Below are 14,727 nucleotides of genomic sequence, written 5' to 3'. Positions count from 1 at the left end.
CACCGGCAACGCTGTGCCTGCGCTGTCCGCTTTGTCCTCCGCCGTCGTTACTGACCGACGGACGCCACAATGGTGATCTGTTTGTTATCCGGAATTTCCTGGTAAGACAGTACGTGCAACCGCTCCACCCCATAGCTGGCAAACTTCGCCAGCACCGGTCGCAACGGGCCTGACACCAGCAGAATCGCTGGCTTGCCAAGCATCTCCTGGCGCTGGACGCTTTCCTGCAGCGATCGCTGCAGTTTTTCTACCATGTTCGGTTCCAGCACCAGCCCGATGTCTTCCTGACCGCCGGATTGTTGACTCTGTTGAACTGACTTCAGCAATAACTGTTCCAGGTCCGGATCCAGGGTGATTACCGGGATTTCCTGCTCGTTGCCACAAATGCTTTGAACAATCATTCGACGCAGGGCCTGACGAGCCACCGTGGTCAGCAGTTTCGGGTCCTGACTCTTGGGATGAACGTTGACAATGGACTCGGCAATCGAGCGCATGTCACGAATCGGAACCTCTTCCTTGAGCAGGTTCTGCAGCACTTTCAGCAACAGACTGATGGAAATGGTGGTCGGCACCAGCTCTTCCGCCAGTTTGGGGGATACCTTCTCCAGCTGGTCCAGCCACTTCTGGGTTTCTTCATGCCCAAGCAGTTCATGGGCGTGCTTCTGCAGCACCTGGTTGAGGTGGGTGGCCACCACGGTACTGGCATCCACCACGGTATAGCCAAGGGTCTGGGCCTGGTCCTTCTTTTCCGGCTCGATCCAGCTGGCATCCAGGCCAAACGCCGGGTCCTTGCCGGCAATCCCTTCGATCTTTCCGAACACCTGGCCCGGGTCGATGGCCAGTTCACGATCCGGATGAATTTCCGCCTCGGCCAGTGTCACCCCCATCAAGGTAATGCGATAGACGTTGGGCATCAGATCCAGGTTGTCACGGATGTGTACCGACGGCATCAGGAACCCCAGATCCTGGGACAGCTTCTTGCGCACGCCCTTGATACGGCTCAGTAACTGGCCGCCCTGGGACTTGTCCACCAGCGGAATCAGGCGATACCCCACTTCCAGGCCCACGATGTCGACGGTGGCAACGTCATCCCAGCCCAACTCCCGGGTTTCGCCGGGTGCTGGCAAGGCCTGCCCCTGATCACCACTATCCCCACCAGGCGGCATATCCCGACCCACTGGCTGCGCGCCACCGCGGGTCGGGAAAACCCCGTCCTCTTCAACGGTCTGGCGCTCCCGCTTCCAGATCAGGTAGGCGGCCACTGCCGCAATTGTTCCAAGACCAAGAAATGCCACATGCGGCATGCCCGGAATAAGACCAAGAATAATCAGAATAGCGGCAGCAATGGACAGCGCCTTGGGTGCACTGAACATCTGTTGCAGGATCTGCCCACCCATGTCCTGGCTGGACGTGACCCGCGTCACCATGATTGCCGCCGAGGTCGACAGCAACAGCGAAGGAATCTGTGCCACCAGACCATCACCAATGGTCAGCAGGGCGTAGTTCTGCGTGGCCGTACCAAAATCCAGACCATGCTGCAGCATACCGATGGCAATACCGCCGATCAGGTTGATGGCGAGGATAAGGAGCCCCGCAACCGCATCCCCTTTGACGAACTTGCTGGCACCATCCATGGAGCCGTAGAAATCCGCCTCCTGGGCAATCTCTGAACGGCGATGCTTGGCCTCTTCCTGATTGATCAGTCCGGCGTTCAGGTCGGCATCAATGGCCATTTGCTTACCGGGCATGGCATCCAGCGTGAAGCGCGCACTGACTTCGGAAACCCGGCCGGCACCTTTGGTCACCACCAGGAAGTTAATGATCATCAGGATGGCAAACACCACCAGACCAACCGCGTAGTTACCGCCAATCAGCACCGCGCCAAAGGACTCAATCACCTTACCGGCGGCATCACCACCCTCATGACCGTTGAGCAACACGATCCTCGTGGAGGCCACATTCAGCGCCAGGCGCAACAGGGTCGCCACCAGCAGCACCGTCGGGAAGGACGCAAACTCCATCGGCCGCAAGGCGTAGACACACACCAGCAGGATCACGATCGACAAGGTGATATTGAACGTGAAGAAAACGTCCAGCATGAACGCCGGCATCGGCAGTATCATCATCCCCAGCAAGCCCATCAGCATGATGGGTATACCAAGGTTTCCCCGCGTCAGGGTTTTGACGTTGTTGAGGACTAAAGCTCTGTCCATGCCCGGAAACTCTCCACGTGGCTGTGCCTGCAGGCGCTCAATGGGTCGAAAATATGACGCCAATGCGTCTTTTGCAGGGGTATCGCAAGATCCGTACCACCCCTTACGGGATTTCACTTTCCAGTGCCTGACGCGCCCTTCCAGATACGGTATCCTTGCGCCATTCCGACACAGCCGACAGATGACAGACATAGGTGACCACCATGCCAATCCACGAGGTTAAACACCCCCTGATCCGCCACAAACTCGGCCTGATGCGCCGCGCGGATATCAGCACCAAGAATTTTCGTGAACTGGCACAGGAAGTTGGTGCCCTGCTGACCTACGAAGCCACCCAGGATTTCTCCCTGCAGGAGAAAACCATTGAGGGCTGGGCCGGCCCGGTGAAAATCGAACAGATTCAGGGTAAAAAGGTCACCATCGTGCCGATCCTGCGTGCCGGCATGGGCATGCTGGACGGTGTGCTAAGCCTCATTCCAGGTGCCCGTGTCAGCGTGGTCGGCCAGATCCGTGACGAAGAAACCCTGGAAGCCAGCACCTACCTGGAAAAACTGGTGGGCGAACTGGATCAGCGTATGGCCATGATTATCGACCCGATGCTGGCCACTGGCGGCTCCCTGATCTCCACCATCGATCTGCTGAAGAAAGCTGGTAGCACCGAGATTCGCGCGCTGATTCTGGTGGCCGCCCCGGAAGGCGTTAAGAAAGTCCTGGAAAAGCATCCGGACGTTTCTATCTACACGGCCTCAATTGACGAGCGCCTCAACGAAAAAGGCTATATCCTGCCAGGACTTGGGGATGCCGGCGACAAAATTTTCGGCACCAAGCAGAAGGACGTCTGACTATGCAGGATCACAGCAACGACCCGATGTGGAAGCAGGCTGTAGCGGGCTCGCAAATGCTGCTGGTGGCCTTTGGCGCACTGGTGCTGATGCCACTGATCACCGGTCTTGATCCCAACGTCGCCCTGTTTACCGCCGGTCTCGGCACACTGATTTTCCATGTTGTCACCGGCGGCCAGATCCCCATCTTTCTGGCATCTTCTTTCGCCTTCATTGCCCCGGTGATTGCTGCCAAGGGCCGCTTCGGCCTGGAAGAAACCCTCGGGGGCCTGATGGCGGCGGGTATTCTCTACATTATCCTGAGCGGCGCTGTCAGGCTCCGCGGTACCGGGTTCGTTACCCGTCTGCTGCCACCTGTGGTGATCGGTCCGGTGATCATGGTGATCGGGCTCGGGCTGGCACCGGTCGCCGTGCATATGGCGTCCGGTCGCAGCGGCGACGGCGCGGCAGAACTGGTGCCCTACGACACCGCCATCTGGATTGCGATGATTTCCCTGGTGGTGACCGTCATCATGTCGGTATGGGCAAAAGGCATTTTCCGCCTGATTCCCATCATGTTTGGCGTAATCGTCGGCTATACCCTCTCCGCTTTTGCCGGCGTCGTGGATTTGACGCCCGTGCGCGAGGCCCCCTGGTTCGCCGTTCCGAATTTTGTCGCGCCGGCCTTCAGTTGGAGCGCCATCCTGTTCATGATCCCGGTGGCCATTGCACCGGCCATTGAACACATTGGCGATATCCTCGCCATCGGCAATGTGACCCGCAAGAACTACCTGGAAAAGCCCGGCCTACACCGCACCCTTCTGGGTGACGGTCTGGCCACCAGCGCTGCCTCACTGCTTGGGGGACCGCCCAACACCACCTACTCGGAAGTCACGGGCGCTGTGGTTCTGACCCGTAATTTCAACCCGAAAGTAATGTGGTGGGCCGCGATCATTGCCATTACTCTGGCCTTTGTCGGCAAATTCGGCGCGGCCCTGCAGACCATCCCGGTACCGGTTATGGGCGGCATCCTCTGCCTGTTGTTCGGCTCCATTGCGGTGGTCGGCCTGAACACCCTGATTCGCCACCAGGTCGACCTGTCCCAGTCGCGTAACCTGGTGATCGTTGCCATTACCCTGGTGTTCGGCATCGGTGGCATGGCGATCGGCCAGTTCGAAGGCATTGCCCTGAGCGCCGTGGTCGCCATTTTCCTTAACCTACTACTGCCGGGCACCCGGGAAGCCTGGGGAAAGGCCATTTATGAGCAAAAAGCCGACTGACAGTACCGGCATCAGCTTCACCGCCCTCTACACCGGTGCCGTCTGGCACCGGAACGGGCTGTCCGATGACGTCCTGACTACCGAACAGGGTCGTTGGCTCTATCACCTGATGAGCCCCTTCGAAACCGCCAGCAAAGCCGCCATCGGCGGCAACATCCGCACCTTCCTGCTGCAACGCCACCTGATTATCGACCACCTGATCGACCAGGCGATCCAGGAAGACGGCGTCGACCAGGTACTGGAAATCGCCTGCGGCATGTCCCCCAGAGGCATCCGATTGCGGGAGAAGCACCCGGGCATCAAAATGGTCGAAGCCGACCTGCCCGACATGGCCGCCCGTAAAGCCGCCCGCCTGCTGGCGGCAGGCCACCTCGGCGAGAATCATCAGGTCACCCCCATCGACATCCTAGCTGAGTCCGGTGAACACACCCTGGAAGCCGTAGTCACCCGCGCCTTCGACAACACCAAACCCATAGTGGTGGTCACCGAGGGCCTGACCAGCTACTTCTCCCTGGACGTCATCTCCGAATTCTGGCAACGCCTGGCGAAAGTCCTGTCCAACCGCCCCGGTTCGGTGTATCTCTCCGAAAGCTACCTGATGCCAAAGCAACCGCTGCTAAGAAACTCCCTGAAAACCCTCGGCGGCCTCTTGGGCACCATGACCCGCAGCCAGGTCAGCTTCCATTTCGAGGATGACCAGCAGGCATGTGACCACTTCCAGGCTTCCGGCTTTCCTTCGGTTCGCGTCTACAACCCCTCTGAGTTCTACGGCGTACTGCCCATTCCTGAAAGCCGCCATGATCCGATGGTTCGGGTTATTAGTGCTCGGGTCTGAGCTTTGGGCTTTTTGGTCTTGTAGCCTGTTGGTTTCGGTGAAGGGCGTTTGTTGGTGGTCCTGCCAAAAAACCGCTACAAGCACGTCCGTGTGCGCTTCTCTCCGGCCATCCATGGCCTCCGAAATTTTTTGGCAGGACCACCAACAAACGCCCCGGTAACTCCCAGGTATGTCGGCAGGAGCTCGGCCGCTCGCCTTAATTGTAGATAGGATGACCCGTAGGTCGGATTAGCGAAGTGTATTCCGACAAATGTTATTGATGCGGGGAAAGGTGTTTGACTAGGCTTAGGGCGTCCGAACTACATTTCGATCTTACTGCTGATATATCAATGGAGACCGGGGTGGTTGTGGTTGCCCCCTCCCAAAAATTTCGGAGGCCATGGATGGCCGGAGAGAAGCGCACACGGACGTGCTCGTAGCGGTTTTTGGGAGGGGGCAACCACAACCACCCTCCCCCACAACCATCAGGCTACGAAAACAAGCTCAAACATCCCGCCGCATATCAGGCGGAATAGGAAAGTCGGGCATACCGGGCCGGTCACCGCGCCCCTTGCGGAACTGCCGCAACTGAAAGACGTAGGCCAGCACCTGGGCAATGGCCATGTAGAGGCCATCGGGAATCTCTCCCCCGACCTCGGTGTTGTGATACACCGCCCGGGTCAGCGGCGGCGTTCTCAAAAGCTCGATTTTGTTTTCCCGGGCAATCTCCATGATCTTGAACGCCATCTCATCGGCTCCCTTCGCCACCACAATAGGCGCCGCCATGGTTTTCTGATCGTACTTCAGAGCCACCGCATAGTGGGTCGGGTTGGTAATGACCACATCGGCACCCGGCACGTCCTGCATCATCCGGCGCTGGGCCATTTCGCGTTGCAGCTGGCGGATACGGCCCTTCACTTCCGGCTTACCTTCGGTGTCCTTGAACTCGTCTTTCACCTCCTGCTTGGTCATGCGCAGTTTCTTCTGATGGTCGAAGATCTGGAACGGCACATCGATGGCGGCGATGATGATGGTCGCCGCGGACAGGAAGAAGAAGGTCCACCCCAGGGTCCAGAGTACGTGTTCCATGGCCGGGATTGCGGGTTCCTCGGCAATGCTCAGCAGGTCTTCGGTCCGCAGGTTGAGGATCAGGATGGCGAGCGCGAGTACCAGTCCCACTTTCAGGATGGCTTTGACCAGTTCGATCAGGGACCGCAGGGAGAACATGCGTTTCAGGCCCTTGATCGGGTCCATACGGTTGAGTTTTGGCGCGACGGCCTTGCCGCTGATCAGCAGGCCGCCGATGCCGATGGAGCCGGCGATGGCAGCGATCAGCAACAGGATCAGGATGGGTGACAGGGCAAATGCAGCTTCTTTGGCGGAGGCGATCAGCTGAACGCTCATGTGCCGGGTGTCAAAGATGGCTGAGCGCTCCAGCACGAAGCTGTCGCGCATGATGCCTTCGAGGGAGGCGCCGAGGCTGGAGCCGAACATCAGCAGGCCGCCGGCACCAGCCATGAGCACAGCCATGGTGGCCAGCTCTTTGGAACGGGCGGTCTGGCCGTCCTCCCGGGCTTTTTCCAGCCTTCGGGGGGTGGCCTCTTCCGTTTTCTCCTGACTGTTGTCGTTTTCTTCAGCCATCAGGGTTGCCCTTGCAGGTTCCGCATGAACTCAAACGTCTCTCTCGTGTACTGCTCAAAGTGCGGCAGAAAATTGGCGTGCAGCACCCATATGGAGAACAGTCCAAAAATCAGGCCAATTGGAAAGCCCAGGGCAAAAATATTCATCTGCGGCGCGGCTCGGGTCATCACGCCGAACGCAATACTGACGATCAGAACGGCGGAGACCGCGGGTAATGCGAGAAGCATAGCGGACACGAACATCCAGCTGACGCGGTGGGCCAGTTCCCAGACTCCGCCCTGGCCCAGACCCTCGAAGCCGACGGGCAGTGTCCGGAAGCTTTCGATGAAGACCTCGAACATCACCAGGTGGCCGTTCATGGCGAGGAACAGCAGGGTGATGGTGATGGTATAGATCTGTGACAGCACCGGAACGTTGACGCCGTTGGCGGGGTCGACCATGGAGGCAAAGCCCAGGCCCATTTGCATGGCGATCATCTGCCCGGCGACGACGAAGAGTTGCCACAATGCGGTCATGGCAAATCCCAGGCCAACGCCGATGAGGATCTGTTGCAGGGTGATCACCACCGCGTCGGCGCTGAAGGCTTCCACCTGCGGCGCCGGCGGGAGCATGGGCACGATGAGGATGGTGATCAGCAGTGACAGGCCCAGACGCGCTCTGGCCGGCACCAGCTGGGTGCCGAAGATGGGGATGACCATCATGAAGCTGGCAATGCGGAACAGTGGCCAAAGGTGCTGTCCGACCCACTGGCCGATCATGTCCGCGCCGATTTCGGTGGGTATCATCAATCAGCCAATCAGATAGGGAATGCTGGTTATCAAGCCTTCCGCGTGGTCAAGCAGTTTGGTCAGCATCCACGGGCCGGCGGCGATGATGACGATCAGGGTGACCAGCAGGCGTGGCAGGAAACTCAGCGTCTGCTCGTTGATCTGTGTCGCGGCCTGGAAGGTACTGACCACCAGACCGATGACCAGGCCCGGGCCGATGATGACAGCTGACAGCAGGACAATCATCCACAGCGCCTCGCGCAGTATATCGATGACGGTTTCCGGTGTCATAAGCGCCTCCCTATATCCCGTAACTGGCAGCCAGGGTACCCATGATCAGTGCCCAGCCGTCCACCAGTACAAAGAGCATGATCTTGAACGGCAGCGAGATGATGATGGGTGACAGCATCATCATACCCATGGCCATCAGGACGCTGGCCACAACCATGTCGATAATCAGAAACGGTATGAACAGGATGAAGCCGATCTGGAAGGCAGTCTTCAGCTCACTGGTCACGAAGGCAGGCAGCAGCACCCAGAAGGAAACATCCTCCGGTGAATCGTACTGCTCATCGGCAATGCGCATGAACAGGCCCAGGTCACTTTCCCGGGTCTGGGCCAGCATGAACTGACGGAATGGCATGCTGGCACGCTCAACCGCTTCCAGCGAGGTGATTTCTTCCGACATATAAGGCTGCAACCCCACCCGGTTGGCTTCCTCCAGCACCGGCTTCATGATGAAAATACTGAGAAACAGCGCAAGCCCCAGCAGAATCTGGTTGGAAGGCGTCTGCTGAAGACCAAGGGCCTGGCGCAGGATCGAGAACACGATGATGATGCGGGTAAAGGAGGTCATCATCATCAACATGGCGGGCAGGAACGTCAGCGCGGTCATCAGCGCCAGGATCTGCAGCGTGACGGAGTACTCCTCGACGCCCTGCTCCTCGCCTGGAGTCATGGTAAACGCGGGAATGCCAGGAAGGTCGGCCAATACCGACGGGCTCCAGCCCGCCAGCAGAATCAGGGGCGCCAGTGAAAGGCCTCGCTTGAGGTAAACTGCAATCATCGGGTCAGCCTTCCTTCGATGATGGAGCGTTCCAGGACTTGCCAATCATGCCTTGAAGGCGGCGCGCAAAGTCACTGGAGGAGCCCTGACCAGGCGTAACGACAGGCTCGTCAAACACGTGCAGGGTGCGGATGGCGGAAGGGGTGATGCCCACCAGGATTTGCGTCCCCCCCACGTCGATCAGAGCGATGCGTTCCCGAGCCCCCAATGCCATGACAGAAACCACCTTGATGGCCTGGTTGTTCATGCCGGTCATGCCATTCATACGGCGAATGATCCAGGCGCAGCCGTAAATGATCGCAATGACCGCAAGCAACCCGCCACCCAGGCTCAGCATGGTGATCAGGGTATCCGGAGCCCGATTACTCTCTTCCCGCACGGGGGCTTCTTCAGCCAGTGCCAATACTGGCAGCAATCCAGCCAGGACAACCATGCCGTAGCCGCGCCAGCGGCGACTGAAGAATCCGCTCATCTGCGCCACTTTACTTCTGCAACCGCTTGATCCGCTCGCCCGGGCTGATGACGTCGGTGAGCCGGATACCAAATTTTTCATTGACCATGACCACCTCGCCGTGGGCGATCAGTGTGCCGTTGACCAGCACGTCCAGTGGTTCGCCCGCCAGGCGATCCAACTCAATGACGGAGCCCTGATTCAACTGCAGCAGGTTACGAATGGGGATCTGGGTGTTGCCCACTTCCATCGAAATAGTAACCGGAATGTCCAGAATGACATCCATATCCGGCGCCGGCCCGCTGCCCTGGGTCACGCCCGTGGTTTCGTCGAATTCCTCCATCGGCGCCGCACGGACGTTGTCACCACTACCCTCGGCCTCGTCGGAAGATTCTGCTTCGGCCATGGCCGCAGCCCACTCATCCTCACGGGCGTCACCGTCGTCACCGGACTCTTCCATGGCGGATTCCCACTCAGCTGCGAGCTTTTCGTCTTCGCTGAGTTCCTGATTGTCTTTTTTGTCGTCGTCAGCCATTGCGTCCCACCTTCAGTTGTTTCTTGACCCTGGGCAGCGTTGCCCGTTCGTGGATTCTTAGTGCCAGTTTTCCATCACGGGTTCCCATGGTGGCCTTGTAGATCGGGATACCGTTGGCGGTGACCGTGAGAAAATCGGGAATTTCCACCGGGATGATGTCACCGGCCTTCATCTTCGCGATGTCACGCAGGGAAATCCGCCGGCGACACACCGTGGAGTTAACCGGCACATTGACGTCCTTGATGTCTTCCTGCAGAGCGTTGACCCAACGTTCGTCAACATCATCGATATCACTCTGAACCCCCGCATCCAGCACGTCACGAATAGGCTCGATCATGGAGTACGGCAGTGCCATGTGCAGCTCACCGCCGCCACCGTCCAGCTCAATGTGGAATGTGCTCACAACCACCACTTCGCTGGGGCTGACGATGTTTGCCATGGCCGGATTCACCTCGGAACTGAGGTACTCAAAATCCACTTTCAATACGGCGTGCCAGGCTTCCCTCATGTCATGGAAGACCTGATCCAGCACCATCTGCACAATACGGGTTTCGGTGGGAGTGAATTCACGGCCTTCAATCTTGGCGTGCCGGCCCTCGCCACCAAAGAAGTTATCCACCAGCTTGAACACCAGCTTGGCGTCCAGAACAAACAAGGACGTCCCCCGCAGTGGGCGGATCTTGCACAGGTTAAGACTGGTGGGCACATACAGAGTGTGTATGTACTCCCCGAATTTCATGATCTGGACGCCGCCGGTCGAAACGTCGGCATTCCGGCGCAGAAGATTGAACAGACTGATCCGGGTATAACGTGCGAATCGCTCGTTAATCATTTCGAGGGTGGGCATCCGCCCACGGACGATCCGGTCCTGGCTGGCAAGGTCATAGGACTTTATACCGGCTTCATCGGTTTCCTCATAGGTATCGATATCCCCATCGTCCACACCGTGGAGAAGGGCATCGATTTCATCCTGTGACAGTAGGTCCTGCATACGTTTTCCTGCCCTGACAAGCCACCCGTTACCGGGTCCTATTGCACCACAAAGTTCCTGAACAGTACCCGTTTCAGGGGCACTTCCCCCTCCGCTTCGAGTACCTGATTGACGGTCTGCAGCATCTTATCAGCCAATGCGGCCCGACCTTCCGGGGTTTGCAACTCCATGAACTCGCTGTTCCCAAGCAGAGACACCAATTGGCTGCGAATCAACGGCCGGTGCAGCTCAGCAGCGGCGAGCGCCTGTTCGCTGTCGGCCTCCAGGGACAGATAGACCTGGGCGTAACGCTGGCGGCCCCCCTGCGCCTGGACGGTCGTCACCAGCGCTTTCTCAATATCCAGGTAAACACTGGGCTCGAACGCGCTGGCAGCTTCCTCCTCCCCGGATGTGCCGTCATCGCTCATTCCCGGCAACCCGCCACCGAGGAACCACAAGGTGCCGACCACGGACAGCCCCACGGCAAGGATGATCACCAGCAACAACAGTATGATGAGCTTTAACTTGCCCTTTTTGGCCGGTGGCGCCGCGGGTGTGTTGTTTTCAGCCATAACCTTCCAATCGCCAAAAATCCGTCATCCGGATGGTTTATCGGTACTTACAGGGTGATTAAGCAAAGGTCGGGCCAGAAGCCTCATACCTTCGATTCAGACCAGCAGTTTAGCGTTGTGGGGTAGGATGGGCAAAGGAGATTGGGGAGTGGGGCCCGGGGGCCCCGCGGTACGCATCAGGCAAAAATATCTACTTCGCCTTTCCAGGTCAGATCCAGATCGCCGATCTGTTGCTCGACATCGTCAGAAGAGGCCACACCTTGCTCGGCCTGGCTGTCGGGATTGCCTCCTTCACCGCTGGCCTCCTGCCCCCCGGCTTGTTGCTGAGCGGAATCAGCGACGTCGAACTGCTCCAGGGACAACCCCTGCTCGTTGAGCATCTCCCGCAAGCGGTGACTATGAAGCTCCAACTGGTCGCGGACGACCGGATTGGCGGAGTGCACCGTGATATTTGCCTGCTCCTGCTGCACCTGAACCCGGACCTCCATCGGCCCCATATCTGGCGGCGTTAAATGGATTTCGGCAACGGACAACTTATTGGCGGTCAACCAGGTCAGTTTCCCTACCAGCTTATCACCCCACTCGGCATGCCCTACCGGCACATCCACCGAAGTGGCATAGCCCTTGAGGCCGGCGGCCTCAGCGGGCTGCCTGGCAATAGCATTAGCAAGTTGTTGACCGGCGAGATCAGCCTGCGTTTGCGGTCTGCCGGCAGCCAACAGTGTCGTGCTGTCCTGGCCCCGTCCGGACTCGGCTGTTATTGCAGTCAGCGCCTCGGCTAACTGAAAGCCGGTGCTCTGCCCTTGCCCGGGAGTTGTGGTTTCACCAGGCTTGGCACCCGGCATGCCCGGAAGTTTCCCCATGATACCGGTCATCCCCTGCATCACAGACGCCCGGCCGGTGGCTGCTCCCGGCAACGTTGCCGCACCGCCTGAAGCAACCGCAGCGGGCGTCAGCATTGCTTGCAGGTTGGCAAATGTCGGGATTACCAATTCCTCCTGCAGGTCAGCCTCAACCGGCTCTACCTCTGGCGATACAGGTTCTCCCGTTACCGAAGCCTTGCTGTCGGCACCAGAGGACTGCCCGCCTGCGCTGTCTTCCGTGCGTTTGCCGCGAGCGCCTTCCGTCTGGCTGGTGTTATCCACCGGGGCGTCCTTTCGGTCTTCGGGATTGGTTCTAGCCTCCTGACGACGCTGCGCCTGTTCACGTTGATCCGCCTGCTTGCGGTCCAATCGCTGTTGCTCCGCCCGGGACACGGAATCGAACTGGCTATCACCGGATTTTTCATGACCCACCGGTGTGTTCTTGCTACCGGTATCGGATTGCCCACCTGGGGCCGGGGTTTGTGGTAGAACCATCTGGGACATGGCAACCTCTTGCCGCTCAATCGGGGTTTGGGTTCAATATTTCTTCATTACCCGAATCACAGCAAAAGCAATGCCATCGTTTACAGGAACTGACAATTACTCCTTGAGAATTCGCTCCAGCATACTTCGCACCTGCTGAAACTCCAGATCGATCTGTTCCACGAAGGGACCGGCATCGGACAGGCGCTCTTCCCGCCCGGCATTTTCCACTTCAAGACACAGGGTACCGAGACGTGGCGCACCAATATTGATACTGCTGCCTTTGAAACTGTGCGCGGCTTTCACTAACGCATCCGCATCGCCTGCTTCGATCGCTCTGCGTATGGATGCCAATCGGTCGGCGGAATCGCTGATGTAGGTATGAATCAGAACATCAAATTCATCCTCCATCACATCCTTTAGCTCCGCCAGAGCTTCTTCATCAAGGTGCGGCTTGTCGTTCATGACGGCCCCCCGTGTTGAGTGACGGCGACCCCCTCCGCGGGATCGGCCTCGGAAAAGTGCCAATCATATACAATTTCAACGTGATTGCCCCGTTCCCTGAATGTCAGCGAGCCAGCCAGCCTTTGCAACAACATCAGGCCCCGCCCCGCGTAACCACGCCCAGGCCCAGTCGTGCCCGCATGGTTATGATAGTCGAACCCACGTCCGCTATCCTCGCACACTATCACCAGTCGCCCACCCCCATCGGTCATCGAGTGGGTCAAACGAAACGTGATGTAATGATCGCTGATATTACTCAGCCGTCGCTCCCTTTCAGCATAATAATGACCAAAGCCGTCTGCGGTTCTTTTCCATTCCGACGGCAGGCCCAGAATCCCATGCTCGAGGGCATTGGTATAGAGCTCCGACAAAAGAGTGTAGATTTCGCCACTTCGGCGCCGCAGTGCCGGCACTTCCATGCAAATATGAAGCAACAGAGGCAGTGGACTGAACTGCCCCAGCGTTCTGTCCCTGAGTTCATAGACGCAATGCCATTCCTCAGGGCCTTCAAGAGCAGACAATGGCACTTCTTCCGACAGGCTGCCAAGCACTTCACTCTCCGCCATATCCAGAGTGACCAGGGTCAGATCATCCTGATCAAGCAGGCCACCGGAAAATGCCTTCACCCGATCAATGACCGCATCGAAAGGATGGACTTCACCTTTCAACTCATTCAGGGCAGTGACCACGCCCCGATCACCAAACATCTCTCCCTGAATGCTCTCGGTTTCCAGCACGCCGTCGGTCATGAACATGAGCGTGTCTCCCGTATGGGCCTGGATAACAGTCATGGTGGCGTCAAAGCGGGTAGCATCCAGCACCCCTAGAGGCAGATGGGACGAGGGCAGCGATCTCCGGCTTCCATCCTGACGGACCAACCAGCCGTCAGGCAACCCGCCATTCCAGACCTGCACCTGATTGAGTGCGAAATCAGCCTGAATCATGGCCGCACAGCAGAACATGCCCGCAGGCAGAATACGTTTGAGTTTCTGGTTGATTTCCCGCAGTACATCGCTGCCACTGAACCCTTTGGCAGTCATGCCATAAAAAATCTCGGCCACCGGCATGGCACCCACCGCTGCCGGCAATCCATGCCCGGTAAAGTCACCGATCAATATCTGGATGCCACCGGCAGGACTGGGACAGGCGAACAGGATGTCGCCGTTGAAAATAGACAGGGGCGAAACATGGTAGCGAATACTGTCGGCATCCAGGCAGCCGGTATGGGCGATGTTGTCAAAGACCCGCTTGGCAGTATGCTGTTCTTCTGTCAACTTGCGATTGTGTTCATGGATCAGGTCCCGATGCTGGCTGATCGTCTCGTGCATCAGCCGCATGCGGTTAAACGCGTTGATCTTCGCCTCAATAATGACCCGGTTATAGGGCTTCGTCAGAAAGTCGTCACCACCAGCTTCCAGACAACTGACCAGCGCATCCGCGTTGGTAAGGGACGTCAGGAAAATCAACGGCACCAGCCGCTCGCCCGCCAGCGCCTTGATCTTCCTTGCCGCCTCCATTCCATCCATCTGCGGCATCATGGCATCCAGGAAAACAAGCTGGGGTGAGGCGTGACGGAAAAGCTCGACCGCTTCCACGCCATTGGCAGCATCCAGAACATCATGACCAAGGCGGCGCAGGAGGGTTTTAAGGATTAGCCGATCGCTGTCACTATCGTCAGCGATCAGTATCTGGAGCGAGCGATTGCCAGTTTGTGAGTCATCCACATCGGACCTCCCGAAGGGTCTGG

Annotated in this window: 15 protein-coding genes; 3 read left to right on the top strand and 12 right to left on the bottom strand. The window is 58.2% G+C overall.

Features of this window, described 5'->3' with window-relative positions; genetic code table 11:
• Positions 1-47 precede the first annotated feature (47 nt).
• Positions 48-2,213, bottom strand: a complete 2,166-nt coding sequence (flhA, locus tag Q0Y21_RS05030) for a flagellar biosynthesis protein FlhA (protein WP_297792162.1) — start codon at positions 2,211-2,213, stop codon at positions 48-50.
• Between the two features lie 203 nt (positions 2,214-2,416).
• Between flhA and upp the strand changes: the two genes are divergently transcribed.
• The 3 genes from upp to Q0Y21_RS05015 are packed head-to-tail and all read left to right on the top strand — an operon-like array spanning position 2,417 to position 5,149.
• Positions 2,417-3,055 carry a uracil phosphoribosyltransferase gene (gene upp / locus Q0Y21_RS05025; RefSeq protein ID WP_297792160.1) on the top strand — a complete coding sequence of 213 codons (639 nt, stop codon included), beginning with the start codon at positions 2,417-2,419 and terminating at the stop codon, positions 3,053-3,055.
• Between the two features lie 2 nt (positions 3,056-3,057).
• Positions 3,058-4,314 carry a uracil-xanthine permease family protein gene (locus tag Q0Y21_RS05020; RefSeq protein WP_297792158.1) on the top strand — a complete coding sequence of 419 codons (1,257 nt, stop codon included), beginning with the start codon at positions 3,058-3,060 and terminating at the stop codon, positions 4,312-4,314.
• Positions 4,295-5,149, top strand: a complete 855-nt coding sequence (locus Q0Y21_RS05015; RefSeq protein WP_297792157.1) for a class I SAM-dependent methyltransferase — start codon at positions 4,295-4,297, stop codon at positions 5,147-5,149. Before Q0Y21_RS05020 ends, Q0Y21_RS05015 begins: the two co-directional genes overlap by 20 nt.
• Positions 5,150-5,632: 483 nt before the next feature.
• Here Q0Y21_RS05015 and flhB read toward each other — a convergent pair whose 3' ends face one another.
• The 11 genes from flhB to Q0Y21_RS04960 all read right to left on the bottom strand — a co-directional run bounded on the left by flhB (position 5,633) and on the right by Q0Y21_RS04960 (position 14,704).
• Positions 5,633-6,769 carry a flagellar biosynthesis protein FlhB gene (flhB, locus tag Q0Y21_RS05010; protein ID WP_297792155.1) on the bottom strand — a complete coding sequence of 379 codons (1,137 nt, stop codon included), beginning with the start codon at positions 6,767-6,769 and terminating at the stop codon, positions 5,633-5,635.
• Positions 6,769-7,554, bottom strand: coding sequence for a flagellar biosynthetic protein FliR (gene fliR / locus Q0Y21_RS05005; protein WP_297792508.1), 786 nt, complete (start codon positions 7,552-7,554; stop codon positions 6,769-6,771). Before fliR ends, flhB begins: the two co-directional genes overlap by 1 nt.
• Before the next feature lie 3 nt (positions 7,555-7,557).
• The gene (fliQ, locus tag Q0Y21_RS05000) at positions 7,558-7,827 is read right to left on the bottom strand and encodes a flagellar biosynthesis protein FliQ (RefSeq protein ID WP_297792153.1); all 270 of its coding nucleotides are present in this window, start codon (positions 7,825-7,827) and stop codon (positions 7,558-7,560) included.
• A gap of 10 nt (positions 7,828-7,837) precedes the next feature.
• Positions 7,838-8,602, bottom strand: a complete 765-nt coding sequence (fliP, locus tag Q0Y21_RS04995; RefSeq protein ID WP_297792152.1) for a flagellar type III secretion system pore protein FliP — start codon at positions 8,600-8,602, stop codon at positions 7,838-7,840.
• Positions 8,603-8,606: 4 nt separating this feature from the next.
• Positions 8,607-9,074, bottom strand: coding sequence for a flagellar biosynthetic protein FliO (gene fliO / locus Q0Y21_RS04990; RefSeq protein ID WP_297792150.1), 468 nt, complete (start codon positions 9,072-9,074; stop codon positions 8,607-8,609).
• Positions 9,075-9,084: 10 nt separating this feature from the next.
• A complete protein-coding gene (gene fliN / locus Q0Y21_RS04985) occupies positions 9,085-9,588 on the bottom strand; it encodes a flagellar motor switch protein FliN (RefSeq protein WP_297792148.1) in 504 nt (167 codons plus the stop codon).
• Positions 9,581-10,579, bottom strand: a complete 999-nt coding sequence (gene fliM / locus Q0Y21_RS04980) for a flagellar motor switch protein FliM (RefSeq protein WP_297792146.1) — start codon at positions 10,577-10,579, stop codon at positions 9,581-9,583. The genes fliN and fliM overlap by 8 nt, the downstream gene beginning before the upstream one ends.
• A 38-nt stretch (positions 10,580-10,617) precedes the next feature.
• Positions 10,618-11,130, bottom strand: a complete 513-nt coding sequence (locus Q0Y21_RS04975; RefSeq protein ID WP_297792144.1) for a flagellar basal body-associated FliL family protein — start codon at positions 11,128-11,130, stop codon at positions 10,618-10,620.
• Positions 11,131-11,306: 176 nt separating this feature from the next.
• Positions 11,307-12,497 (bottom strand): flagellar hook-length control protein FliK, encoded by a 1,191-nt coding sequence (locus Q0Y21_RS04970; RefSeq protein WP_297792142.1) that lies wholly within the window; start codon positions 12,495-12,497, stop codon positions 11,307-11,309.
• Between the two features lie 96 nt (positions 12,498-12,593).
• Positions 12,594-12,941 carry an Hpt domain-containing protein gene (locus tag Q0Y21_RS04965; RefSeq protein ID WP_297792140.1) on the bottom strand — a complete coding sequence of 116 codons (348 nt, stop codon included), beginning with the start codon at positions 12,939-12,941 and terminating at the stop codon, positions 12,594-12,596.
• Positions 12,938-14,704 carry a fused response regulator/phosphatase gene (locus Q0Y21_RS04960; RefSeq protein ID WP_297792138.1) on the bottom strand — a complete coding sequence of 589 codons (1,767 nt, stop codon included), beginning with the start codon at positions 14,702-14,704 and terminating at the stop codon, positions 12,938-12,940. The genes Q0Y21_RS04965 and Q0Y21_RS04960 overlap by 4 nt, the downstream gene beginning before the upstream one ends.
• Between the last annotated feature and the right edge of the window lie 23 nt (positions 14,705-14,727).

This window comes from uncultured Marinobacter sp., from assembly GCF_947259545.1.
GTDB lineage: Bacteria > Pseudomonadota > Gammaproteobacteria > Pseudomonadales > Oleiphilaceae > Marinobacter.
The sequence above is the reverse complement of the archived record's forward strand: the minus strand, read 5'-3'. Positions and strand labels throughout refer to the sequence as shown.

Bases quoted from the DNA above. Each gene is read 5' to 3' on its own strand.
- fliO (WP_297792150.1), bottom strand. From the start codon at position 9,074: ATGAGCGGATTCTTCAGTCGCCGCTGGCGCGGCTACGGCATGGTTGTC.
- flhB (WP_297792155.1), bottom strand. From the start codon at position 6,769: ATGGCTGAAGAAAACGACAACAGTCAGGAGAAAACGGAAGAGGCCACC.
- Q0Y21_RS05015 (WP_297792157.1), top strand. From the start codon at position 4,295: ATGAGCAAAAAGCCGACTGACAGTACCGGCATCAGCTTCACCGCCCTC.
- fliQ (WP_297792153.1), bottom strand. From the start codon at position 7,827: ATGACACCGGAAACCGTCATCGATATACTGCGCGAGGCGCTGTGGATG.
- fliN (WP_297792148.1), bottom strand. From the start codon at position 9,588: ATGGCTGACGACGACAAAAAAGACAATCAGGAACTCAGCGAAGACGAA.
- flhA (WP_297792162.1), bottom strand. From the start codon at position 2,213: ATGGACAGAGCTTTAGTCCTCAACAACGTCAAAACCCTGACGCGGGGA.
- Q0Y21_RS04970 (WP_297792142.1), bottom strand. From the start codon at position 12,497: ATGTCCCAGATGGTTCTACCACAAACCCCGGCCCCAGGTGGGCAATCC.
- fliP (WP_297792152.1), bottom strand. From the start codon at position 8,602: ATGATTGCAGTTTACCTCAAGCGAGGCCTTTCACTGGCGCCCCTGATT.
- Q0Y21_RS04975 (WP_297792144.1), bottom strand. From the start codon at position 11,130: ATGGCTGAAAACAACACACCCGCGGCGCCACCGGCCAAAAAGGGCAAG.
- Q0Y21_RS04965 (WP_297792140.1), bottom strand. From the start codon at position 12,941: ATGAACGACAAGCCGCACCTTGATGAAGAAGCTCTGGCGGAGCTAAAG.
- fliR (WP_297792508.1), bottom strand. From the start codon at position 7,554: ATGATACCCACCGAAATCGGCGCGGACATGATCGGCCAGTGGGTCGGA.
- upp (WP_297792160.1), top strand. From the start codon at position 2,417: ATGCCAATCCACGAGGTTAAACACCCCCTGATCCGCCACAAACTCGGC.
- fliM (WP_297792146.1), bottom strand. From the start codon at position 10,579: ATGCAGGACCTACTGTCACAGGATGAAATCGATGCCCTTCTCCACGGT.
- Q0Y21_RS05020 (WP_297792158.1), top strand. From the start codon at position 3,058: ATGCAGGATCACAGCAACGACCCGATGTGGAAGCAGGCTGTAGCGGGC.